The following is a 24,841-nucleotide window of genomic DNA, read 5'->3' as shown; positions in this document are numbered from 1 at the left end:
AGTGAAATTCGTTGACACGTAATAATCCTTTGACTAAAATTATATATAAATAACAAACTAGAGATACAGATACAGTAGTAGGAGGAATGGACGAATGTTTGAAACGTTTGGTGGTTTTTTAATTTATATTGCTTTGTTGATGTTAATACCACTTTGGGCTCAATCAAGAGTGAAGAGTGCTTACAGTAAATACTCGCAAATTGCATCCTCATCAGGTATGACTGGAGCACAGGTGGCAAGAAAAATATTAAATGACAATGGGCTATTTGATGTATCTGTTGAACCAGTAAAGGGACAATTAACGGATCATTATGATCCAAGGAAAAAGGTAGTAAGGTTGTCTGAACACAATTATTATGGGAATTCCATAGCTGGCGCAGCTGTTGCTGCTCATGAGGTTGGTCACGCTATGCAAGATGCGGAAGGGTATGCCTTTTTACGTTTTCGTCATGCCTTAGTTCCTATTGCCAATTTCGGTTCAAATATTTCCTTTTTCTTAATCTTAGCAGGTATGTTTATGTATATTACAGAATTGTTTTTAGCTGGTATTATTTTTATGTCAGCAGCAGTTCTTTTTCAACTCGTTACTTTGCCAGTAGAATTCAACGCATCTAGCCGTGCTATGGAACAAATTGTTTCTGTTGGGGTTATTCGTAACGAGGAAGAAAGAGAGACGAAAAAAGTTTTAGATGCTGCAGCATTAACATATGTAGCTGCTGCTCTAGTTGCGGTTATGGAGCTCGTAAGATTTATCTTAATGTTTGTTGCTATGAATCGTGACTAAAAGCGAAAATAAAAAACTTCTTCATGGAAAATCCTATGGAGAAGTTTTTTTATGTTTACCATGAAATAATAGTTTTCTCAATTGTTATTCCATTATTATTTTTCTATTGGTCTTCTGTTTTCATCAAATGTAAATCCTTCTCCCATCACATCTTGTACATCCCCAAGACTGACGAAAGCATGGGGATCAATTTTGGCTATCAAATTCTTAAGCCTAACAATCTCATTTCTCCCAACAACACAATAGAGGACTTCCCGTTCCATTCCAGTGAAGGTCCCTTTTCCTTGAAGTATTGTTGCACCTCTGTCCATTTCCTTTAAAATGGTTGATGCTATCTCACCAACGTGATCAGAAACAATCATAGCAGCTTTTCCAGAGTAAGCTCCTTGTTGGATAAAATCAATAACTTTAGCTGCTACAAATACGGCCACGAGAGTATACATTGCTTCCCGATAGTTTAAATAAATTAACGATGTTGTTATCACTGTTGCATCAAATATAAACATGGTTTTACCCATACTCCAGCCTAAATAATTAAAACCTAACTTAGCTATAATGTCTACTCCACCTGTCGTTCCACCATAGCGAAAAACAATACCTAGACCAACCCCTATAAAAACACCTGCAAATAAAGCTGCTAACGTTAGATCATCTTGCAAGGGTAAGGATATTATAGGAAACCGTTGAAATAGCCAAAGAAAAATGGATACAGCTATTGTACCTATTACTGTATAAATAAAAGCATTTCGACCTAAAACCTTCCAACCTATAATAAATAAAGGTATATTTAATACTAGGTTAGAATAAGCAGGATTTATGTCAAAAATGAAGTAAAGAATTAAAGTGATTCCTGTGAATCCACCATCCGCTAAATTGTTTTCCATGTTAAAATAAACAAGTCCGAAAGACATAATTGCTGTCCCTATAAGGATAAAAAAAACATTTTTAAATTTTATAGAATTAATCATATAAGCCCCTCCATCTTACAAAACCAATGGATTCATTATAATTCAATGATTTATGTCATTCAATCAAAGCTGAAAAATTTGTCAAAAGGGGTTGTTTTCGCTAACATGATAATGTAATGGAGGAAAAGGAGGTTTTTACTAATGGATGATAGGACAATACATTCTGCTCAAAAGGAAGTAGATGAATACATAAGCCAATTTAAAGAAGGATATTTTAGTCCTTTAGCCATGATGGCACGGTTAACGGAAGAAATGGGAGAGTTAGCCCGAGAAATAAATCATTATTATGGAGAAAAACCAAAGAAGAATACAGAAGAAGAAAAAACCATTGAACAAGAAATTGGAGATTTGTTTTTTGTATTAATATGTCTTTCCAATTCGTTAAATGTTGACTTAGATGAAGCGTTCGAAATTGTAATGAAAAAATTTAAAACTAGAGATAAAGATCGTTGGACAAAAATAACAGAAAAAGGAGAAAATGATGATGATTAAAATAGTAGTGGCAGGACCTAGAGGAAACATGGGACGTGAGGCAGTAAAAATGGTTTCAGCAGCAGATAATTTTGAGCTTGTTGCTGTGGTTGACATTGAACATGAAGGATTTAAAATGAAGGATATTTCTGATATGGAGCCATTAGATGTTCCAATATATGTGAATATGGATGAATGCTTTCAACAAATAGAGTGTGATATTCTCATTGATTTAACTGCGCCTAAAGCTGGTAAACAACATATGCTAACAGCCTTTGATTACGGCGTAAGACCAGTTGTAGGAACAACAGGATTTTCGGAGGAAGATGTAAAGGAATTATCTAGCATAGCCGAAGAAAAGAAAGTAGGAGCTATTATCGCACCTAACTTTGCAATCGGTGCAATTCTGATGATGAAGTTTTCACAAATGGCAGCTCGTTATATGCCACATGTTGAAATTATTGAACAGCACCATGATAGAAAATTAGATGCACCTTCAGGAACAGCTGTAAAAACTGCACAAATGATTTCAGAAGTCCGTGAAAAGGTTCAGCAAGGGCATCCTGATGAAGAGGAAACATTAGAAGGAGCTAAGGGAGCTGAATTTGATGGTCTACGTATTCATAGTGTTAGACTACCAGGTCTAGTGGCTCACCAGGAGGTTATTTTTGGAGGAGAGGGTCAAACGTTAAAGATCAGACATGATTCTATTAATCGTACTTCTTTTATGCCTGGAATAAAGCTTGCTTGTGAGACAGTAATGAATTTAGAAGGTTTGATTTATGGGTTAGAACATATTATTGAATAATATATATTGGGGGAAGAATGTCTATGAATATTGCTTTTATTGCACATGATAAAAAGAAAGAAGACATCGTACAGTTTGTTACAGCCTATGAAGAACTTCTACAAGAGCATGATTTATATACAACTGGAACGACAGGTACTAGAATAATGGATGCAACCTCATTAAAGGTTCACCGTTTTCAATCTGGTCCTTTAGGGGGCGATCAACAAATTGGTGCACGAATAGCTGAAAATAAAATGGATTGTGTTATCTTTTTTAAAGATCCATTAACAGCCCAGCCACATGAACCAGATATCACTGCCCTAATTCGTCTATGTGATGTCTATAGTATTCCATTAGCAACGAATATGGCTACAGCTGAAATTTTACTTAGAGGGTTACAACGTGGTGATTTTCAATGGCGTGAGGTTGTAAAGAGCAAAGAGAATAAAGAGGGATAATATGAATGAACGTTTAGATATACTAGCAATTGGTGCCCATCCAGATGATGTTGAAATTGGGATGGGAGGGACGTTAGCAAAATTAGCAAGTGAAGGGGTATCAACAGGTATTGTTAATTTGACGAAGGCAGAACTATCCTCGAATGGTACGGTTGAACAACGTCAGGTTGAAGCAGAAAATGCAAGAAAAGTATTAAACGTAAAGAAAAGAATTCAGTTAGATTTTCCAGACCGGCTTTTCACTGAATTCAAACAAGATTGCTTGGAATCATTGGTCCTATTGATTCGCCAATTTCGTCCAAAGGTTGTTTTTGCTCCAAATAAAGAGGATAGACATCCAGACCACGGGAACTGTAGTAAACTCGTTAAGGAGGCAGTTTTTTCATCTGGAATAAAGCGATATTTGCCTCAGTCAGAATGGGACGCTTACCGCCCAAATACCTTATATTTTTATCAAATTAATGGAATGATCGATGCCCATTTTATCGTTGACATTAGTGAGTATATGGATACGAAATTGCAAGCATTATCTTGTTATTCTACACAATTTCAAATGGAAGAAAAGTCGGTTAAAACGCCACTAAATGATGGTTTTATAGATCGACTCATTGGAAGAGAGAGTATTTTAGGAAATGAAGTGGGTGTTAAATACGGTGAAGGTTTTCGTTCAGACAAACCACTGTTAATTTCAAAGATTATATAGGAGATTTTACATGACATACAAAATAGGTATTACATGCTACCCTACAGTTGGTGGCTCAGGGGTAGTAGCAACAGAATTAGGTAAGGCATTAGCAGAACGAGGACATGAAATTCATTTTATCACATCAAGTGTCCCTTTTCGGTTAGAAGGTGGAGAAGCGAATATATTCTTTCATGAGGTTGAAGTGAATCAATACTCCGTTTTTCGATACCCACCATATGATATTGCGTTAGCCAGTAAAATGGCTGATATTGCAAAGCGTGAAGACTTGGATATTCTTCATGTTCATTACGCAATTCCTCATTCAATTAGTGCCTTTTTAGCTAAAGAAATGGTTGGAGATCACCTGAAAGTTGTTACTACATTGCACGGAACCGATATAACAGTATTAGGTTACGATCCATCCTTATCAGACGTTATTCGGTTTGGTATTGAACGTTCGGATATGGTAACAGCTGTGTCTGATGATTTAGCACGTCAAACAGCGGACTTACTTCAGACAAAAGCACAAATAGAAACGGTTTATAATTTTGTAGACCATCGTACTTATTATCCAAGAAATACAAGTCGATTAAAGAGAGAATATGGAATTAAAGAGGGTCAGAAGGTAATTGTACATGTTTCAAACTTTCGTAATGTAAAAAGAGTTCCAGATGTTGTAAAAGCCTTTCATAAAATTCAACAGGAAGTAAATGCCGTACTCTTTTTAATCGGAGATGGACCAGATCTACCAATTGTATCTAATCTGGCAAAACAATTAGGGTTATGTGATAAAATCTTTTTTTTAGGTAACCAAAAACGAATAGCAGAGCTATTAAGCATGAGTGACTTGAAATTACTTCTTTCAGAAAAAGAGAGTTTTGGACTTGTTTTACTAGAAGCAATGGCTTGTGGTGTTCCTGTCATAGGAACAAATATTGGTGGAATTCCCGAAGTAATCTCAAATGGGGAAAACGGGTTTATTTGTGAACTTGGAAATACAGACCAGGTGGCAGCATATGCAGTAAAAATATTAAAGAATCCAATTCTCCAGAAGGAAATGTCAGAAAAGGCAATTCAAACTGCAATAAGGGACTTTCATCAAGATAAAATCGTAAAACAATATGAAGCGGTTTACAAAAAAACATTGTTACAAAAGAGTGATGAATAGTGATTTCGTGGAAAAAAGCAGCTCAATATATCCTAAATACATTTGAGAGCAATGGTTATGAAGCATTTATTGTAGGTGGAGCAGTTAGAGATCATATTTTGAACCGCCAGATAAACGATATTGATATTTGTACAAATGCTACTATTGAACAGATAAAAAAGCTTTTTCCACGTACAATAGAGATTGGTGTTCGTCATGGTACTATACTTGTTCCAGTTGATGGTCGTCCGATCGAAGTAACTCAATATAAAAAAGAAAGAAATAAGGAAACGTATACATTACATACAGATTTATCCTTAAGGGATTTTTCGTGTAATGCTATGGCGATGGATCAAGCTGGAAACATAATTGATCCCTTTCATGGCAGAGAAGCAATAGACAATCGTTCCATTGAACTAGTTGGAAATAATCCAGAACGGCTTAAGGAAGACCCTTTACGAATATTAAGGGGCCTTCGTTTTGCTATACAATTAAACTTTAGAATAGAAGAAAACACAGAGCTGTGGATGGAGAAACTATCTTATTTGCTTAGTAAGCCTGCAATCGAAAGAATAGCTGGAGAGCTTGAAAAGATTGCGTGTGAAAAGTTAACTAAAAATAAACTAGCCTACTTATTAAATCATTCCATCTTTAAGAAGCTTCCACCTCTTTTTTTAAATCAATCAATACGAGATTACTGTACCTCTAACAATTATAAAGATGATTGGTATATATGTGGATCAATGGAATGGTGGACTTTTGCAGCTTACTCTGATAAGACATATGAAACGAAGGACATACTAAAAAGGTATAAGAGATCGAATCAACTAACTAAGGATGTTTTACTGATTGTAAGTTATGTTCATAATGGGTTGGAAGAAATGTTGAATGAATACGACCTTTACAGATTAGGTGAAGAGAGAATTCCAATAGTAGAGAAACTTCTGGTTATTTTAAGTGATTCTAAACAAGTGAGTAGCTACATGAGTCGTTACAATGACTTACCTATCTATTCTAAAAAGGAGTTAAGTATTTCTGGAAAGAATATTGTAGATTGGTTTCCGAAAGTACAAGGTGCCGAAATTGGTAAGCTATTAATGGAAGTAGAAAAAGCTGTAGTTTTCGGTAATGTTCAAAATACGAAGAACGAAATTTACCAATGGCTAAAGAAGGAGCAAGGTCTATGAAGGGAAAAGTACTTCAATTATTAAGAGATCATTCCAATGAATATATTTCTGGAGAAAAGATCAGTCAAGCCCTTTCAATCAGTAGAACGATGGTGTGGAAATACATTGATGCCTTAAGGAAAGAAGGGTATGACATTATTGCTGTATCGAATAAAGGATATCTACTAAAAGGTGAAGTAGATAGTTTAAGTGAGCATGGAATTCAAGCACGACTAGATGAAAGATCTATCTTTCGTAATGTCGTTTACCAGCCAGTTCTAGAATCAACGCAGCAGCTTGCTCAACAGCTATTACAAGAGAAAGAAAAGAATGGTCAAGGGACAATTGTTATTGCAAATGAACAGACTGGTGGAAGAGGGCGACTAGGTAGAGATTGGCATTCACCAAAAAATACTGGTGTATGGATGAGTATTATTTTATATCCAAAGCTTGATATACGACAGACACCACAGCTTACATTATTAACAGCTGTGGCAGTAGTTCGTGCAATTGAAAAAATAACAGAGCTAGATGTCCATATAAAATGGCCTAATGATATTTTAATTAATAAGAAAAAAGTTGCTGGTATATTAACGGAGCTTCAAGCAGATCCAGATAGGGTTAAATCTGTTATTATCGGTATTGGTTTAAATGTCAACCAGACGAGTTTTCCAGAAGAAATTAAAGATATAGCAACCTCCATAGCTATTGAAGGAAATAAAGGGTATAAAAGGATTGATCTCATTGAGGCTATCCTTTTTGAGTTTCAATGGTTATATGAAGTTTATCTTTCAAAAGGCTTTTCATTTATAAAGCCATTGTGGGAAGCAAGAACAACAACACTAGGTAAACGAATTACTGCAACCACTCCACGAGATGTAATAACTGGAGTTGCAGATAGAATGGATGATGATGGTGTACTGCTGTTAAAGGATGACGAAGGAGTCATTCACCGAATCTATTCAGCAGATATAAAGATACTACATGATTAACACAATGAGTTGTATTTCTGTTATACTTTTGGTGGGCAGTATCCTATTAGGAACTGTACCTTTCAGAAATAAAAAACTCAAAAGTATTCTGCCTTGATCCGTAAAGGGACTGGGACAGAGGGTTTGGCATAGTAAAGGATACGAGTATGTCCTTTTATTGATAGAACAATCAACCTTCTTCCAGTTGGAGAAGGTTTTTATTTGTTCTAAATAAAAATGTCTCCCTTGATCTCAGAATTTTGAAAGGAGAGATATGTTTGAAAACTACAAATGATTTAAGAAAAATGAAAGAGGCTGGGGATAAAATTTCCATGCTAACAGCCTATGATGCACCAAGTGCTAAATTAGCAGAAGAAGCAGGCATTGATACGATTTTAGTAGGTGATTCGTTAGGGATGGTTGTTTTAGGTTATGAATCTACTATTTACGTTACAATTGATGACATGATACATCACACCAAAGCAGTAAAGCGAGGCGTTCAAGACACATTTGTTGTCACAGACATGCCTTACTTAACGTACCATTCTTCTTTTCCTGAGACATTGCACCATGCAAAACGTTTGATGCAGGAAGGTGGAGCTAATGCGGTAAAGCTTGAAGGTGGGGGAACTGTCATTGATACTACGAAACAACTAGTAGAGGCAGGAGTTCCAGTTATATCACATTTAGGACTAACTCCTCAGTCTGTAGCAGTTTTAGGTGGTTATCGTGTTCAAGGTAAGACGAACGAAGAAGCGGAAAGAATGATAGAAGATGCAAAAAAAGTAGAGGCGGCCGGTGCTTGTATGCTCGTTTTAGAATGTGTGCCAGAAGCCCTTGCGGATGAAATTAGCTGCACTATATCTATACCAGTAATTGGAATTGGTGCAGGGAGATATACAGACGGTCAAGTGCTTGTATACCATGATTTAATCGGGTATACACAGGGACATATACCTAAGTTTGTGAAACGTTATTATGATGCATCTCCTTCCATTTTTGAAGCAATAAAACAATATCACCAAGATGTAAAAAATGGTTTATTCCCTGAAGAAAAGCATGTCTTTCAGGCAATTAATAAAGAAGAGCAACAGCTTTATGGGGGAAAATAAATACAATGGAAATCATAACAGATATTTTTTCTATGAAAAATTGGATTATGGAAGCAAAGCTGCAAGGGAAAAAGATTGGCTTTGTACCGACGATGGGATTTTTGCATGAAGGTCATTTATCATTAATAAAACAAGCAAATAAGGAAAACGATATAGTTGTTTTAAGCATTTTTGTCAATCCTTTACAGTTTGGTGCAGGAGAGGATTTTGAACGGTATCCTAAAAATAAAATAGGAGATGAACAACTGGCGAAAGATAATGGCGTTCATGTTTTGTTTTGTCCAACAGTAGATGAAATGTACCCTACTCCAATGAGTGCTACTTTCGTTGTACATGAGGGAGTAGATGTGTTGTGTGGAGCTAATAGACCAGGGCATTTTGATGGGGTAGCTACGGTTGTAATGAAGTTATTCGGAATTATGACTCCAGATCGTGCCTATTTTGGATTAAAGGATGCACAGCAAGTGGCTGTGATTGAACGTTTAGTGAAGGATTACCATTTAGACATCACTATCGTTAGAGGAGCAACAGTGAGAGAACAGGATGGTTTAGCGAAGAGCTCTCGTAATGTGAATTTAACTGAGGATGAACGAAAAGAAGCCCCGCTTATTTATCAAACATTGGTAGAAATGAAAAAACTACTTTTAGAGAAAAAACGAAATAATACAGTGGAAATTGAAGCATTAATAATGGAAAAGTTAAGAAAACGACTTTCCGGTTCAATTGATTATTGTGAAATTAGAAGTTTTCCTTCATTAAAAAAATTAGAAATCATTGAAGGTGAAATGATAATTGCAGTAGCTGTCAGATATAGTAAGGCAAGATTGATTGATAATATTATGTTTAACATAAGTGAGGAGTTGTAATGCATGTATAGAGAAATGATGAGTGGTAAATTGCATCGTGCTACAGTTACAGAAGCAAATTTAAATTATGTAGGAAGTATTACAATAGATGAAGAATTAATGAATGCGGTAGGTATTCTTGAAAATGAAAAAGTACAGGTTGTTAATAATAATAATGGTGCCAGATTAGAAACCTATGTCATTCGTGGGAAAAGTGGTTCAAAAACGATTTGTTTAAATGGCGCAGCTGCTCGTTTAGTACAGCCAGGGGATAAAGTTATTATTATTTCGTATAAATGGATAAATGATCTAGAATGCTCGGAGCATTTGCCGAAAGTAGCTATCTTAAATGATGAAAACCAGATAGTAGAGATGCTACATTCTGAACCAGCATCAACAATAAAGTAGAAAAATTATAAAAATATATAAAATCGAAATAAGTATAGTGATCCCTCCTTCGTTGGAAACTGTAAGTAAGAGTTTAAACGAATAAGGAGGGATTTCCTTGTTTTCAACAGAAAAATGGAACTCTGTGTCTAACTGGTTATTGGAAAATAAAGATGTATTATCAGATGAAGAAAAAGAATATTGGATTGAAGAATTAACAAAGCAAAATGAACAGGTCCTTGAAGTGTGGAGTGAGCAATTGGAGTTATTAGATGAAGTTAAAGAAAAACTGATGACAACTACACCACTAGCTTTTCAAAAAGAAGGGGAAAAACTAGAAGGAATTAGCTATTTTCATCTAGGTATATACTCAAAGGCGGTAAACGCTTTAAAGGAAGAGTTGAAGATCTCACAACAACCATCAAGATTATATTTATACTTGGGATATGCATATTTATATTTAAATGAAGACCATATGTCAAAGGAACATTTTTTAAACGTCGTTTATCAGAGTAACGATCCGTTAGAAAAGCATTTTGCCTTTCTTGGTCTAGGATTACAAGCTGGACGTGAGGACGATCTTGAACAAGCAATTTCCTATTTCGAAAAGGCAGAGAGGCTCCTTTTTAATACAGATGTAGTGTATAATTTAGGAATCTGTTATTTGTTACTAAAAATACCAAGTCAAGCTCGTCATTATTTTGAAAAGGTTATTGAATCAGGTGAAGGAGATGGAGAAGCGTACTTTTGGCTAGGAAAAACGTACATGGAAATGGGGAACAAAACTTTAGCAATGGAAACGTGGTACGAAGCTATTCACCAATTCGACTCGGAGCCATTACTGCTGTCTTTAGCACTAGAATTTGAGGAAAAGGGTTTTTTCTCATGTGCCTTATTTTGTTATGAACGTTTAAATGATCTTGGCTATGATAAGTCCACAATTTTACATGGTATATATTGGAATTATGGTTTGATGGACGAACGTAATAAATCGAAAAAGGGTTTTCAACAGCTTCTTTCCTACGATCCTACAAATATTAATGTGTGGATTTCCTATTTATGGCTCCTTGATAAGTGGCGTGACTATGAGACGATGAAGAAGGAAAAGGCAAAAATAAGATCTTACGGCATTAAGCATCCTCTGTTAAAACAAATGACAGAGAGTACGTCGAACTATATTGATTAAAAAAAGATAAAATATATGTTATATGGAGAAGCCGTTTGTTGGAGGAATAGATAGATGGAACGTTTTGTCATTATTGATGTAGAAACAACAGGAGTGTCCTTTTCAAAAGGAGATAGAATAATACAAATTGCATACGTAATTATTGAAAATGAACAAGTTATTAAACGATATAATAGTTATATCAATCCAAATAGGAAAATACCACCTTTTATTAAGTCATTAACAAACATTGATGAAGAACTTGTGAAAGGTGCTCCAGAGTTTACAGAAGTTGCACCAATATTATTAGAGGCTCTTAATAATGGGGCATATTTTGTTGCACATAATGTAGAATTTGACTTAGGATTTATTAATGAAGAGCTAAGTGCAGCGGGATATTCTCCTTTTTCTGGTCCAGCCATAGATACAGTAGAATTATCTAGAATTGCCTTTCCTACTGCAGATGGCTTTCGACTTTCACAGTTATCAGAAAGTTTTCAAGTAAACCATAACGAACCTCATCGTGCGGATAGTGATGCAGAAGCTACAGGACAGCTTTTTATTGAAATTTTAAAAAAACTATCTTCCCTACCAAACAAAACGTTAGAGCAACTCACTAAACTGAAGGGACGATTTAAAAGTGATGTTGGTTTTTTATTTCAAAAGTGGTTGATGGAAAGCAATGTCACGGATAAGGCCCCTTATGACGAATATAGAGGTTTAGTTTTGAAGAAACAAAAGACAATTGAAAAAAACGAACATTCAAATATTAAGGATAAAAAACACGAATTTCAAGATTTTTTTTCCTCCTGTCTTCAAAACGAACAATGGTGTGAGACGAAAATGGCAGGTTACGAAGCAAGATCTGGACAATTAGAAATGATATCCTTTATTGATAGTTGCATGGAAAATAATAACTTTGGACTAATTGAAGCAGGTACTGGTACTGGTAAAACGTTGGCGTATTTATTACCTGCTGCATTTCAAGCAAAAAAATTGAATCAACCTATCGTAATAAGTACTCATACAGTTCAATTGCAGGAGCAAATTGTTAAGAAAGAATTGCCCACGTTAATGAAATTTTTACCCTTTTCCATTAATGTTGCATTACTAAAAGGACGCGGGCACTATCTATGCTTACGTAAATTTGAAAACCTATTACACCATGATCCCATTGATACATATGAACGAACAATATCGAAAGCACAAATTTTAATTTGGTTAATTGAAACGGAAACTGGAGATGTGGAAGAATTAAGTTTAGCGTCCCGATCTAGCCGTTTTTGGAATGATATTTCTAGTGACTCTTTTTCTTGTGTTTCACCGAAATGTCCGTGGTTTTCGCGATGCTATTACCAAAGGGCGAAATTAAAAGCACGAGAAGCTGACATTATTATTACGAACCATTCTCTTGTTTTATCAGATATAATGGCTGAACACCAATTGATACCATCATATAAGCATATTATATTAGATGAAAGTCATCATTTTGAGGAAACGGCAACAGATCAATTAGGTCTTCAAATTAATTATTTGACTCTAACTCATTTATTAAATGAATTAAGTTTGAAAGACAGCGATGGATTACTGTCGACCTTATCTGAGGTGACAAAGAAAGAGTCTCCACTTATTGATATTATTTATTCTGTAGAAGAGAACGGAAAAAAGTTAAAGCAGGAGTGGAACGACTTATATTTATTGCTATTCCAATATGTATATGTAGATAAAGAAAAATACAATGAACGTGGACGAGCAATTAAAAAGCTTGATTTAGGAGATTCCAGTTGTACCAGTGTAAACGAAGCCTCTGAACGTTGTCAGATGTACTTTGGTGATTTTCTTCAAAGTCTTAACCATCTCAATGATATGATTTTGGAAAAAGGGGATGCTGATGATTTTAAAGGAAAAAGCCAAATAATCAATACATTGAATTTATATGTGCAACGTATTCGAAAGGTTAATGAAGCTTTTGTACATTTGCTAGTTCATCACGATCCAACAATGATATATTGGCTTGAAGCAGAAACGAAGGGTCCGAAACAATCTGTCTTTATCCAAGGAAGGCCAATTAATGTAGCAGAACATCTTGCAGATACCTTTTTTAGTAAAAAAGATAGTGTGATTTTTACTTCTGCAACCTTAACAGTAAATAATAAATTTCAGTATATTATTCAAAGATTAGGACTTGAAGATTTTCCAATTACAACAAAAGTTGTTCAATCTCCATTTCGATGGAAAGAACAAGTTCAATTAATGATTCCAACGGATATGCCTCTTATACAAGATGCTGGAGAGCAGGCTTATATTGAGGCTGCTGTACTACAAATTTTTCGTATTGCAGAAATTACAAAGGGAAAGATGCTCGTATTATTTACGTCTTACGATATGTTAAAAAAGAGTTATCATCTCTTAAAAGAAATGCTAAGTGATGAAATCGTATTAATTGCCCAAGGAATTCAAACAGGTAGTCGTTCAAAATTAACGAAAAATTTTCAGCAATTTGACCAAGCGATCTTACTAGGAACGAGTAGTTTTTGGGAAGGAGTAGATATTCCAGGAAGTGATTTAAGTGTTATCGTCATCGTCCGACTTCCTTTTTCTCCACCAGATGACCCCGTATTCCAAGCGAAATCTTCAGAAATAAAAGAAGCTGGAGGTAATCCATTTATGAAACTCGCATTACCACAAGCTGTTTTACGGTTTAAGCAGGGATTTGGTAGGTTAATTCGTAGGTCTTCAGATAGGGGAGTTGTTGTTGTGTTAGATCGTCGTATAAAGACAACACGTTATGGTAGTTCCTTTATCAAGTCTCTTCCATCTATTCCTATCGAAGAGAAACCAATGGACGAATTGGAAAATGACCTTTCAAATTGGTTATAATGAAAATAACACTCTCACATTTGTATTGTCAGATAGCCTCCTAGAAGAATTTAATCTAAAGTAAGTGAAGGAAGGAAGTAAGAAATGCAAAAAATTCTCACTAAACTATTGATAATAGTATTTGCAGTAACCATTCTTGTCCAACCCAATAGTGTTTTAGCTGATAAGGTGAAATTAAATCTAACAAATGAAGAAATAGCTTATTCATTTTTTGATTTGACCCATGGAGAAGCTACATTAATTCAAGGTAACAATGGTCAAACGATACTTATTAATACAGGACATGAAAATAGTGAGGAAGAATTAGTAGAAAGGTTAAACATGTTCAATGTTTCCACAATTGATACATTAATTATTACAAGTAAACAACTAGAGTATATCGGAAATTTAAGAGCTGTTTTATCTAACTATCATGTACAAAAAATATTAATTCCATCCTCCCTTCAATCGGCATTCACTCCAATTGAAAAGGAATTTAATGTTGAAATTGCTTCTTTTAATAAGGGTGATCAATGTGCTCTTTTAAAGGACGTTTATATTGATGTTTTATATGTTGAAGATAATAAAGGTGATGACGAAGGTGGTTCAGCGTTTTTTATTAATCACTTTGAACAGAGACTTTTATATATGACTGTAGCTAATTCTAAAGTCGAAAGGGAGCTTGTAAACGAATATGATTTAAAGTCAACAATGTTTAAAGTTCCTGACTTTGGTAGTGATCGTGGGACTTCGGAAGATTTACTAAATGAAGTAGATCCTCAAATCGCAGTAATTTTTAGAAATGGAGAAGATTTGCCTAGCAGTTACGTAATTGAAAGGTTAGAGGAAACGTGGATCGATATATACCAAACAAGTCGGATTGGGACAGTAACAATAAAATGTGACCAAGAGGATTACGAAATATTTTTACTTAAGCCAACTCAAAAGGAAAAATCTTTCCCTAGTAGTTGGTTTACCTACAAATAGAAAAGGAAATGACGTTATTAGAAGGAGGGGGGATTGTGTCAACATTACTCCATTCAGTTACGATAATGACAATGACAGACGATGCTATCATAAATGGGTATGTAATCGTTGATGATAATGGATATTTTAAAGACATATCAAGTGGAGTTCCAACAAAAGAAGGTATGTCATCAGTAGATACTGTCATTGATGGAAAAGGAAAATGGCTATTACCTGGATTAATTAATACACATGGGCACCTTGGTAGTACTTTTTTGCGTGGAGCAGGAGACGATATTCCACTAATGAAGTGGTTACAAACGGTAATGTGGCCTGCTGAAAGTAAATTTACAAAGGAAACAGTACAAAATGCTGCGTCGCTAGCACTTTTAGAAATGATTAAATCAGGGACAACTACTTTTTTAGATATGTATCACTTACATATGAATCAAATGGCTGAGTTAGTTATAAATAGTAAAATGAGAGCAGTTCTATGTCGTGGAATGATTGGTTTGTGCTCTGAAGAGGAACAGAAAGAAAAGCTTCTAGAGTCTGTACAATTATACCATGATTATCATGGTGCAAATGATAATAAAATTACTGTAGCTCTTTCTCCTCATGCTCCATATACATGTCCACCTAAATTTTTAGAAATGGTCGTGGATAAGGCAATAGAACACAATATGTGGATCCATACTCACTTATCTGAAACAAATGATGAAGTGGTCAAACATGAAGAAAAATACGGCTTGCCACCAGTAGAACATTTAAATAAAATAGGTTTGTTTCAAAATCACTGTCTTATTGCGCACGGTGTTCACGTATCTGAGAATGAGCAAGAAATCTTGTTAGAAAAGAATGTTTCTGTATCACATAATCCTATGAGTAATTTAAAGCTTGGTTCAGGGATTGCCCCTATTCCCATCATGATGAAAAAGGGAATTAATATTTCACTAGGAACTGACTCTACAGCCAGTAATAACAACTTAGATCTATTTGAGGAAATGCGCTTTGCATCATTAATTCAAAAAGGACTTTATGAGGATCCAACAATAACAAGAGCTATGGATGTAGTGCAAATGGCAACAATTAATGGAGCCAAAGCCTTAAGATTAAATAAACTCGGTATGATTCAGAAGGGACAGTTGGCAGATTTTATTTTAATAAATCCTAATGTCCCTCATTTACAGCCTTGGGATAACTCAAGAGTTTTATCACATATTGTTTACTCAGTAAAAGGGACAGACGTAACAGATTCATTTGTACAAGGCATACAGATAATGAAAGATCGTCAAGTACTTACTTTAGATGAAGAGAAAATAATGCATGAAGCAAACAACTACTTAAAATTAACAGATACGGCTTCGAGTTGATTTATAGGGTTTATTAACGGAGAGTGTGCATTTTGAATTCCTAAGGCACGGCCTCAACTTCCTATCACTTAGTCGGTAAGTGTTAAGGGATTTTCGTCTCCGCTGTTCCCACAGGAGTCGTCACCCTCTACTCCTGAACCGTTCTATTTTCAGGGTAAGCCTATTTCAAAAGGTTAAGAGCACCTATTGGCGTAGAGGTGCTCTTGTGAAGGTGTAGGTTTAAATTTTTTTTAATACACATTAGTTACATTCTTCAGGAAATTTTGTTTGCCTAAAAGAGACGTTAATTGTGTTAAAATGATTGGGACGGTATGTGGAACGTAGTGATATGACATCCTTTTCTAATTGATACAATTCAGCTGTTGTTGCTGAAGTACCGCAGTATATTTTTTTGTAGTCATTCACATTCATCATCCTTTTCTTTCCCGCGGTAGTCATAGTATCAGCAAAATTTGAAGGAGTATGATTAACAATATTTATACATAAAGGGAGAGAATGAATGGAATTATTTTTTTTAGGAGGTTTAACTATGGGGAAAAAGGAGATAGAGGCGTTAGCTTCCATAAAAATTGATAATAACCCTGAATTATACAGATTAGTGAACACATTGAATAGTACGTTAAAGGAACGTGATCTAACATTTGGTTTAGCTTTAGATAAAGAAAGTAATAGTAAAATGGTTTTTACTATATATGAAACGTAAAGCAGGTGTTTGAAAAATGAAAGCATGGATAGTAAGTACATCTATAATGATAATTGCCGCGATTGTTGGTTTTTCTTACATTATGCTAAGCACAATAGCTGAACCTTTAAATGAACGTAAAGGAATAGCCCTTGAAATTGCCATGAGTGACTCAGAGTTAGTTGATTTAAAATACGTAGATTTTTTTCATGGGCGACGTTCCTTCCAAGTGTTTGAAGGATATAATAATGATGGAGAAGAGATTTACGTTTGGATCGAAGAGATCGAAGAAGAACAAAACGATGAACAAAGTGAAAATTTGAATGAAGATGCAGAAGAAATGGTGGAACCACAAATAATAAGTCGATTAAAATCAGAAGGGATAACGAAAGAGGAAGTACGTTCCATTAGTCATTCCAGACTAAATATTGAAAAAATAATTAATATTCGATTAGGGATTTTAGGGAACACACCGATTTATGAGGTCGTTTATATTGACAATTCTAATAGATACTCTTTTTATTATGTAACATTTGAAAATGGAACATATGTGAGGCAATATCAATTCCAACAGTCATAAGGTTTTATTACTCATTGACTTCTTTTTTTTCTCAGTTGTATAATATTAAAAGCTATTTCGATAAAATAAAATATTACTAATCCTTAATGACATTCGAAATTCAAAATGTATTTATTGCATATTTTAGGAGGGAAAATATTGAAAACAACAATAGCAAAAGTTGGAAAACATGTAGGACAAGCAGTTACCATTGGAGCATGGCTTGCAAATAAGCGTTCTAGCGGGAAGATAGCATTTTTACAGTTAAGAGATGGTACGGGATTTATTCAAGGTGTAGTCGTTAAGGCAGAAGTGGGAGAAGATGTATTTAAAACAGCAAAAGAGTTAACACAAGAAAGCTCTATATATGTTACCGGTGTTGTTCGTGAAGATGAAAGAGCTCCTTCGGGTTACGAGTTAACAGTTACATCAGTAGAAATCATTCATGAAGCAATTGATTATCCTATTACTCCAAAAGAGCATGGAACGGAGTTTTTAATGGATCATCGTCATTTATGGCTTAGATCGAAGCGTCAGCATGCAATCATGAAGGTTCGGAACGAAATTATTCGTGCTACATATGAATTCTTTAATGAACAAGGATTTGCAAAAGTTGATCCTCCCATTTTAACAGGAAGCTCTGCAGAAGGTACAACAAATCTGTTTCATACAAAGTATTTTGATGAGGATGCCTATTTATCACAAAGTGGTCAGCTGTATATGGAAGCAGCAGCAATGGCACTAGGAAAAGTTTTTTCTTTTGGACCTACTTTTCGGGCAGAAAAATCAAAGACGAGACGCCATTTAATTGAGTTTTGGATGATTGAACCTGAAATGGCTTTTATGGATCACGAGGATAGCTTAAAGGTACAAGAAGACTATGTTACACATGTCGTTCAATCTGTACTTGCTAATTGTAAACAAGAGCTTGCAGCATTACAAAGAGATACTTCCAAGTTAGAAAAAATTGTAGCTCCATTTCCTAGAATTACGTATGATGAAGCCATTACAATGCTTCAAAAGGATGGCTATGAGATAGAATGGGGCGAAGATTTTGGAGCCCCACATGAAACAGCAATTGCTGAAAAATATGAAAAACCAGTTTTTATTACACACTATCCTGCAAAAATTAAAGCTTTCTATATGAAGCCAGACCCACAGCGAGAGGAAGTTGTTCTTTGTGCAGATTTAATTGCACCAGAGGGCTATGGTGAAATCATAGGTGGCTCCCAACGAATTGATGATGAAGAATTATTAAAACAACGATACGATGAACATAATCTTTCGGAAGAAGCGTACCGTTGGTATTTGGATTTACGAAGGTACGGTTCCGTTCCTCATTCTGGCTTCGGACTTGGCCTTGAAAGAACAGTTGCTTGGATGTGTGGTGTTGAGCACGTAAGGGAAACAATACCATTCCCAAGATTATTAAATCGATTATATCCATAATATTTTTAAAAAGAGAAGTTTTTGAGGTGCTTTATTCCCTTTAAAACTCCTCTTTTTTTAATTTGTCTACCTTGAAATAGAAACGGTTCAGTAGTGGAAGGTAGCGACTCAATCAACGAAACTTCAAATCGACTACCCGTTGTCACGGATGAAGCTACAGAGCAACACTATACATAGGTAGATAATAAAGTGGCACTAGAACTGGCAATTCTAAAAATTCATGCTAGGTGATAGTGAAGAAGAAGGCTGAACCATCGAGATCCTGCGCATTGTTGATTTGCAGGCTAATTGGATCGATTCTATAAGCCTGCAATCTGCTTTATCACTTTTGCAGGCTTATTGGCGACCTTCTATAGGCCTGTAAATTTGCTTTTCAACCCAATGTTCCTGTAAATGTTGTTTTTCCTATTGCGGGAACATTGGCCGACTCTTTCTTTCGTCTACCCTGAAAATAGCTGATATCGAACTTATAAGTATTAACAAGTAAAGGTTATGTTAATCATTCTTTCGAGCAGCCGACGTCCTGTCCTGTATGCAAAGGCATAACTGATGGTGTGAGACTCCCGTGGGAATAGCAATAGAGACTACTTTAACACTTTAAGAAAATTTTTCATCACCATTTGACAGCATTATACATGCTATAATGGAAATGAGGTGTTTATAATGAATTCAGAATTAATGATACAGCAATATTTAGATGTACCTTTAACAATACCAACTGCTTTAATTTTAAATTATAAAAATTTAGGACTTAATGAAGAACAATTTCTTCTTATACTTCACATACGTTGTTTTTCACAACAAGGGAATCATTTTCCAACTCCTAATGAACTTCAAGCTAGGATGAGTATAGATGAGGTTAAATGTACCTCTCAGTTAAAGGAACTATTACAAAAAGGCTTTCTACAAATCGAAGAAAAACATGATGAAGACGGAAGATTGGCAGAAGCTTTTTCTCTTAAACCACTTTATGAAAAGCTAACTGTGTTTTTAACTAATGAAACAATTGATGAAAAAAAGGATACTCGGAAAAACGAAGAAGGGCAATTGTTTCGTCGTTTTGAGGAGGAATTTTCAAGACCAATTACTCCAATGGAAATGGAAATGATATCAATGTGGCTTGATGAAGATGGCCACATTCCACAAATGATTGAAGCTGCTCTAAGAGAAGCTGTCGTTTCTTCTAAATTAAATTTTCGTTACATTGATCGAATATTGTATGAATGGAAAAGAAATGGCGTTAGAACAACTCAACAGGCCAGAGAACATGGAGAAAGGATTCGTCAACACCAACAACAGCCTAAGATAAATAATACAGAAGCGAATGGAGGTCAATTTAAGCGTAGGCATCCGCAATACAATTGGCTTCAAGGGGAAAAAAGATGACGGAGGAGTTTACATGTTAACGAAAAAACAAATAGAAAATGTGTTAGCAACGATTGGAAAAATGTATCCAGATGCTGAGTGTGAATTATCCCATTCAAATCCATTCGAATTAACGATTGCTGTTGTCTTATCAGCACAAGCAACTGATGCATTAGTTAATAAGGTTACACCTCATTTATTTGCTAAATATAAAACTCCTGAAGATTATATTCATGTATCCTTAGAGGAACTTGAAAATGATATAAGAAGAATAGGGTTATTTCGTAGTAAGGCAAAAAATATAAAAAAGCTATGCCAATCACTCATTGAAAATTATGGTGGGGAAATACCAAAAGAAAAGTCTGAATTAGTGAAATTAGCAGGCGTAGGTAGAAAAACAGCAAACGTCGTTGCATCTGTTGCATTTAATGAACCTGCAATTGCTGTTGATACCCATGTGGAGAGAGTTAGTAAACGATTAGGAATTTGTAAATGGAAGGACTCCGTATTAGAGGTTGAAAAAACATTAATGCGTAAAGTACCTAGGGAGGAATGGTCTATAACGCATCATCGTCTTATCTTTTTTGGACGGTACCATTGTAAAGCACAATCTCCACAGTGTACTGAATGTCAATTATTAGAGTTATGTAGGGAAGGAAAAAAGAGAATGAAAAAACGTGGGATTGATGTAGGATAATGAGAGAAGAATCAATTATTGTCCCAAAAGAATTTTGTAGACAACCTTTTTATTCAAATGGTGATACAATAGAAATTTCTGATCAGTATTTTTCTCTAGAGAGTATTTGGAATGATCAATACTTTTATCATGATATACACTACACTGTAAAAACATCTAGTTCTCAAATAAGAAAACCTTGGGTAACTCCCAATATAATAGGAAAGATGGCACTTGATCAGTGGAAGAAGGAAGGACTACCTACATTACAACAGTTGTTTTCGCATCGAGACCGTAAAGGTGCTAGGCCATTGATGATTAAGTATTTAGCAGTATATTTACAAATGATGCATTGGTCAAATGGAGAACCGATTAAATGCCTCCATCATATTGAAGAACAAATTCAATCACTATCTTTTGCTCCATTAAATGTTACTGAACGTGTATCCTTTATTTTAACAACTCCAGATCATCATCACTCTTTTACTGCATTATCTCAATTATTTAATGAATCAGTAAAAAAAATTGCTATACATCATTTTAAAAAATAAGTTTAAAAATATACGAAAAGAGGATGTACCCATAAGTTTATAAAATCCTTATGGAACATCCTCTTTTTAACTATTATTCTGCGTTGTATCGATCATCGTCTTCTTCATCATTATTATCTTCATCACCAATGAGGTCATCTAGTAAATCGTCTAATATCCCATCATTGTCTTCTTCATTATCATTATTTTCATTTTGATCCTCAGAAGGTTCATCTTCAACAGGTGGATCTTGTTCTTCCTCTGGTGGATCTTCTTCAATAATTTCATCTGGAATATCAACTTCTTCCTCTGGAACAGTAACATTAACAGAAGCTGGATCACTAACTAAATCTTCATCTTCATCAGAGATTGCTGTAACTCTAATAGAATAAGTTGTATCGTATTCAGGGTTTTCTATTGTAAAATGTAAATCCTTTGTTATATCGGCTAAGGAGTAATTTCCACTGCTACCTTCACGAATTTCAATTTGGAAGCTAAATCTTTCTAATAAGTCCTCTGCATAATTCCATTGAACATGAATTTCATGATCTTCGTCGTTATAAATGGCTTCTAAACCTTCAACTGATTCTACTTCTTCATACTCATCTGATATTTCCTGTGGTTCTGTACCTCTTACGAAGTATTCATAAATGATTTTATCATCAGGTGTAAAATCACTAGGTAAAAGTCCTGTTTCACGTTCAATTCCTATACGTACGACAGAATCTGGTTGGACAAAATCAGATGTTTCACGACCTTGATGGGCATAGCTCATAACCTCTCTAAAAATATACTTTGCAATGTGTTGTTGATTATCAACGTATTGTATATAGCCATCTGCTGGCGTATCATACCCAGTCCATACAGCTGCAGTTAATTCAGTAGAATACCCTGCAAACCAAGAATCTTTAATTCCATTTCCGATATTAAAGCGTTCCCGTTCCTCTTCTGTAAAGTTAGAGGATCCAGTTTTACCAGCAATAGGTACACCTGATATAGCTGCTTGAGTCCCAGTACCTGATTGAACGACGGTTTTAAGCATGTCTGAGATCATGAAGGCTGTGTAATCATTCATGGCAATAACAGGATCTGGTGTTAAATCTATCGTTTGTCCATTTGGAAATTCAATTTTCGTAACTGTATGTGGTTTATTGTACTCACCATTATTTCCAAATGCACCATAAGCACCAGCCATTTGATAGGAAGAAAGCCCACGACTAAATCCACCAATAGAATAAGGTTCCTCAATTGTGTCTAAGTTAAGTCCAAGTTTCTCTCCAAATGCTTTTGCATAATCTATGCCCACTTCATGAAATGCTTTTACAGCAGTTGTATTTTGAGAATCACGCAAAGCTTCTCTCATCGTAATTCGTCCTTTATATTGATTCCTATTAAAATTGTGGACTGGAGTTCCGTCAGAGTATGCATATGGTTCATCTACAATGATGTGTCCAGTTGACCATTGCTCTTTTTCAATGACAGGTCCGTAATCTAGAATAGGTTTAATTGTTGATCCTGGTTGCCGTCTCGGATTCGTAGCCCAATTCCAACCTCGAACTCCCTCTGCTGGCTTTCGCATTCCACCTATTGCTAATACTTGACCTGTTTTTGTATCCATTAGAGTCACACCGGCTTGATAAAATTCATCTGGAAAATTTATAACTTCACCTGATTGCATCACATGCTCAACGTGTCTTTGTAAGTCCTGATCTAATGTAGTATAAATTTTTAGACCTGTAGTATAAATATCACTTGCTTCGATACCGTCTATAGCCTCTACTTCATTTAATACTTGATCAATGAATGCTTGGAAAGCATATGTTTCTCTTTCACTTTGATTTAGCTGATCTTCTATCGGGACATTTCTAGCTGATTCTGCTTGTTCCGGTGTTATTTTTTCATATCGTTCCATTAAACTAATAACAGTATTTCGTCGATTTTCAGCAGGCTCAGGATTAATAAATGCATTGAAATAGTTTGGACGTTGTGGTATTCCTGCAAGTAATGCAGCATCTTCAATTGTTAATTCTGATAAATCTTTATTAAAGAAAAAGTCAGCAGCTTCCACTACCCCATATCGACTACCAGAGAAATTAATCGTATTTAAATACATTTCTAAAATTTCGTCTTTTGTATACTGTTGCTCTAGTCGAATAGCTAAATATTGCTCTTGAATTTTCCTCGTCCAGTTTTTATTCATGTCCAAAAACAAGTTCTTAATTAATTGTTGAGTAATCGTACTTGCTCCTTCAGCACCGAAGCCTCTCGTTATATTTGCAATAACAGCTCCACCTATACGACGCATATCAATTCCAAAATGATCATAAAAACGTATATCTTCTACGGAAATAACTGCATCTATTAATACTTGAGGCATTTCGTCAATACTTGCTAATCTACGGTTTTCTCCTGAATCCAACGTTGTAATTAATTGCTCCTCACGATCTAAAATTTGTGGATTTTGGGCTAAAATAAGTCTATCTGGATCTAATTCAGGAGCATCTCTTATTATTGCAAATGCAGTAATTCCACCAGCAAGGATCATAACTAAAAAGGCAATACTTAATGAAATGAGTATCTTTTTCATTGTGACTTTTTTATTTTTATTTTTCTTATTATTTTCTTTCTTTTGCTTTCTTCTTTCTTCTCTTGTTCTATAATTATCGTTTGACATATTGCATCTTCCTTTCAGACACAAGTAAACTAGTATTCTTACTATAGTTTAAATTATTTTATCAATTATTTTTAAATAGTCAATCCTTGGGTGATATCCGATAGGAATGAGGTATCCTTTTTCTTCAATTTCACTTTTAGGTATGGATTTCTTAAACTTGTCTTTTTCTAAAAAATATGGAAGCAGGTCCTTTGCTAATAATAAGTACACCTCGTCATAGAAAGTAAACCTAAGTAATGCAAAAGCGATTCCATCATGCTCATGAACTTCCTTCATGTGATGAACTTGGTGTTCATGAAAATTTTGTAAAGGGAATCTTGTCTTATTCTTCGTTTCCTTCGCTTCAAAATCAATATACTTTCCTCTAAATACACCATTGTAATCAGTAGTGGATGGTCTTTTAAAATAAGCCTCTGTTACAACAGCTGCACTGCGCTTTGGGTAGTCCACATTAACAATTTGCATTGGAGTCGGTTTCTTATGGATTACTGCAATATTATGGGACCGATAATATTCATTTGTTTCATTTATGTCCTCTTCCAATGTCATACCCCGGTTACTAAACCTGTCGTCTTTATTGACGTTTTTTTTCTTAGAGAGGATTCCTGTTTGTATAAATTTTTTTCCATTCGGATAACGAATCGACATGGTTACACGTCCTTTAGCTCAATAAAAATAATATTTTTACAAATAAAAATAATAGTGACAAAGCTACTGTTGTATTGCAGCTTCCTTTGAAACCGTCAATATATATTACCA

General features: G+C 35.0%; 25 protein-coding genes. 21 read left to right on the top strand and 4 right to left on the bottom strand.

Annotated features, from left to right (window positions below; genetic code table 11):
- Positions 1–94: 94 nt before the first annotated feature.
- On the top strand, positions 95–784 hold the full coding sequence (locus QA612_RS08710; protein ID WP_278283406.1) for a zinc metallopeptidase: 690 nt from the start codon (positions 95–97) through the stop codon (positions 782–784).
- 95 nt (positions 785–879) lie between these two features.
- Here QA612_RS08710 and QA612_RS08705 read toward each other — a convergent pair whose 3' ends face one another.
- Entirely contained in the window at positions 880–1,752 is an 873-nt protein-coding gene (locus QA612_RS08705; protein ID WP_278283405.1) for a YitT family protein, read from the bottom strand.
- A gap of 141 nt (positions 1,753–1,893) precedes the next feature.
- Between QA612_RS08705 and QA612_RS08700 the strand changes: the two genes are divergently transcribed.
- The 14 genes from QA612_RS08700 (at position 1,894) to QA612_RS08635 (ending at position 16,147) form a co-directional block, all read left to right on the top strand.
- Positions 1,894–2,244 (top strand): nucleotide pyrophosphohydrolase, encoded by a 351-nt coding sequence (locus tag QA612_RS08700; RefSeq protein WP_278283404.1) that lies wholly within the window; start codon positions 1,894–1,896, stop codon positions 2,242–2,244.
- Positions 2,231–3,031, top strand: coding sequence for a 4-hydroxy-tetrahydrodipicolinate reductase (gene dapB / locus QA612_RS08695; RefSeq protein WP_278283403.1), 801 nt, complete (start codon positions 2,231–2,233; stop codon positions 3,029–3,031). The genes QA612_RS08700 and dapB overlap by 14 nt, the downstream gene beginning before the upstream one ends.
- Positions 3,032–3,054: 23 nt before the next feature.
- Positions 3,055–3,471: a methylglyoxal synthase gene (gene mgsA / locus QA612_RS08690; RefSeq protein ID WP_278283402.1), complete on the top strand. Its 417-nt coding sequence runs from the start codon at positions 3,055–3,057 to the stop codon at positions 3,469–3,471.
- 1 nt (position 3,472) lies between these two features.
- Positions 3,473–4,174 (top strand): bacillithiol biosynthesis deacetylase BshB1, encoded by a 702-nt coding sequence (gene bshB1, locus QA612_RS08685; protein ID WP_278283401.1) that lies wholly within the window; start codon positions 3,473–3,475, stop codon positions 4,172–4,174.
- A 10-nt stretch (positions 4,175–4,184) separates the two neighbouring features.
- Positions 4,185–5,324, top strand: a complete 1,140-nt coding sequence (gene bshA, locus QA612_RS08680) for an N-acetyl-alpha-D-glucosaminyl L-malate synthase BshA (protein ID WP_278283400.1) — start codon at positions 4,185–4,187, stop codon at positions 5,322–5,324.
- Entirely contained in the window at positions 5,324–6,490 is a 1,167-nt protein-coding gene (locus tag QA612_RS08675; protein WP_278283399.1) for a CCA tRNA nucleotidyltransferase, read from the top strand. The genes bshA and QA612_RS08675 overlap by 1 nt, the downstream gene beginning before the upstream one ends.
- Complete coding sequence (locus tag QA612_RS08670) at positions 6,463–7,461, top strand: biotin--[acetyl-CoA-carboxylase] ligase (RefSeq protein ID WP_481804428.1); 999 nt, start codon at positions 6,463–6,465, stop codon at positions 7,459–7,461. Before QA612_RS08675 ends, QA612_RS08670 begins: the two co-directional genes overlap by 28 nt.
- Positions 7,462–7,718: 257 nt before the next feature.
- Positions 7,719–8,552 carry a 3-methyl-2-oxobutanoate hydroxymethyltransferase gene (gene panB / locus QA612_RS08665; RefSeq protein ID WP_278283397.1) on the top strand — a complete coding sequence of 278 codons (834 nt, stop codon included), beginning with the start codon at positions 7,719–7,721 and terminating at the stop codon, positions 8,550–8,552.
- Between the two features lie 5 nt (positions 8,553–8,557).
- A complete protein-coding gene (panC, locus tag QA612_RS08660; protein WP_278283396.1) occupies positions 8,558–9,418 on the top strand; it encodes a pantoate--beta-alanine ligase in 861 nt (286 codons plus the stop codon).
- 3 nt (positions 9,419–9,421) lie between these two features.
- A complete protein-coding gene (gene panD, locus QA612_RS08655) occupies positions 9,422–9,805 on the top strand; it encodes an aspartate 1-decarboxylase (RefSeq protein WP_278283395.1) in 384 nt (127 codons plus the stop codon).
- 97 nt (positions 9,806–9,902) lie between these two features.
- Complete coding sequence (locus tag QA612_RS08650; RefSeq protein WP_278283394.1) at positions 9,903–10,970, top strand: tetratricopeptide repeat protein; 1,068 nt, start codon at positions 9,903–9,905, stop codon at positions 10,968–10,970.
- Between the two features lie 54 nt (positions 10,971–11,024).
- Positions 11,025–13,829, top strand: coding sequence for an ATP-dependent DNA helicase DinG (dinG, locus tag QA612_RS08645; RefSeq protein WP_278283393.1), 2,805 nt, complete (start codon positions 11,025–11,027; stop codon positions 13,827–13,829).
- An 84-nt stretch (positions 13,830–13,913) separates the two neighbouring features.
- Entirely contained in the window at positions 13,914–14,795 is an 882-nt protein-coding gene (locus QA612_RS08640) for a ComEC/Rec2 family competence protein (protein WP_278283392.1), read from the top strand.
- Positions 14,796–14,830: 35 nt separating this feature from the next.
- Positions 14,831–16,147: an amidohydrolase gene (locus tag QA612_RS08635; protein ID WP_278283391.1), complete on the top strand. Its 1,317-nt coding sequence runs from the start codon at positions 14,831–14,833 to the stop codon at positions 16,145–16,147.
- 240 nt (positions 16,148–16,387) lie between these two features.
- On the opposite strand, the gene QA612_RS08630 is transcribed toward QA612_RS08635, so the two are convergent.
- Positions 16,388–16,552 (bottom strand): hypothetical protein, encoded by a 165-nt coding sequence (locus tag QA612_RS08630; protein WP_278283390.1) that lies wholly within the window; start codon positions 16,550–16,552, stop codon positions 16,388–16,390.
- 124 nt (positions 16,553–16,676) lie between these two features.
- On the opposite strand from QA612_RS08630, the gene QA612_RS08625 reads away from it, so the two are divergent.
- From QA612_RS08625 to QA612_RS08600, 6 genes are all read left to right on the top strand, one after another.
- Positions 16,677–16,850 carry a YpmA family protein gene (locus QA612_RS08625; RefSeq protein ID WP_278283389.1) on the top strand — a complete coding sequence of 58 codons (174 nt, stop codon included), beginning with the start codon at positions 16,677–16,679 and terminating at the stop codon, positions 16,848–16,850.
- Positions 16,851–16,866: 16 nt separating this feature from the next.
- Positions 16,867–17,409: a cell wall elongation regulator TseB-like domain-containing protein gene (locus tag QA612_RS08620; RefSeq protein ID WP_278283388.1), complete on the top strand. Its 543-nt coding sequence runs from the start codon at positions 16,867–16,869 to the stop codon at positions 17,407–17,409.
- A gap of 138 nt (positions 17,410–17,547) precedes the next feature.
- Positions 17,548–18,837 (top strand): asparagine--tRNA ligase, encoded by a 1,290-nt coding sequence (asnS, locus tag QA612_RS08615; RefSeq protein WP_278283387.1) that lies wholly within the window; start codon positions 17,548–17,550, stop codon positions 18,835–18,837.
- Between the two features lie 663 nt (positions 18,838–19,500).
- Positions 19,501–20,223: a DnaD domain-containing protein gene (locus tag QA612_RS08610; RefSeq protein WP_278283386.1), complete on the top strand. Its 723-nt coding sequence runs from the start codon at positions 19,501–19,503 to the stop codon at positions 20,221–20,223.
- 13 nt (positions 20,224–20,236) lie between these two features.
- Positions 20,237–20,899, top strand: coding sequence for an endonuclease III (gene nth, locus QA612_RS08605; protein ID WP_278283385.1), 663 nt, complete (start codon positions 20,237–20,239; stop codon positions 20,897–20,899).
- Positions 20,899–21,429: a YpoC family protein gene (locus QA612_RS08600; RefSeq protein ID WP_278283384.1), complete on the top strand. Its 531-nt coding sequence runs from the start codon at positions 20,899–20,901 to the stop codon at positions 21,427–21,429. Before nth ends, QA612_RS08600 begins: the two co-directional genes overlap by 1 nt.
- A 73-nt stretch (positions 21,430–21,502) precedes the next feature.
- On the opposite strand, the gene QA612_RS08595 is transcribed toward QA612_RS08600, so the two are convergent.
- Together QA612_RS08595 and recU are read right to left on the bottom strand one after the other, a co-directional pair.
- Positions 21,503–24,082, bottom strand: a complete 2,580-nt coding sequence (locus QA612_RS08595) for a transglycosylase domain-containing protein (RefSeq protein ID WP_278283383.1) — start codon at positions 24,080–24,082, stop codon at positions 21,503–21,505.
- A 48-nt stretch (positions 24,083–24,130) separates the two neighbouring features.
- A complete protein-coding gene (gene recU, locus QA612_RS08590; RefSeq protein WP_278283381.1) occupies positions 24,131–24,730 on the bottom strand; it encodes a Holliday junction resolvase RecU in 600 nt (199 codons plus the stop codon).
- Positions 24,731–24,841 lie beyond the last annotated feature (111 nt).

The organism is Evansella sp. AB-P1 (assembly GCF_029688925.1).
Lineage (GTDB): Bacteria > Bacillota > Bacilli > Bacillales > Salisediminibacteriaceae > Evansella.
This window is presented reverse-complemented; position numbering and strand designations above follow the sequence as displayed.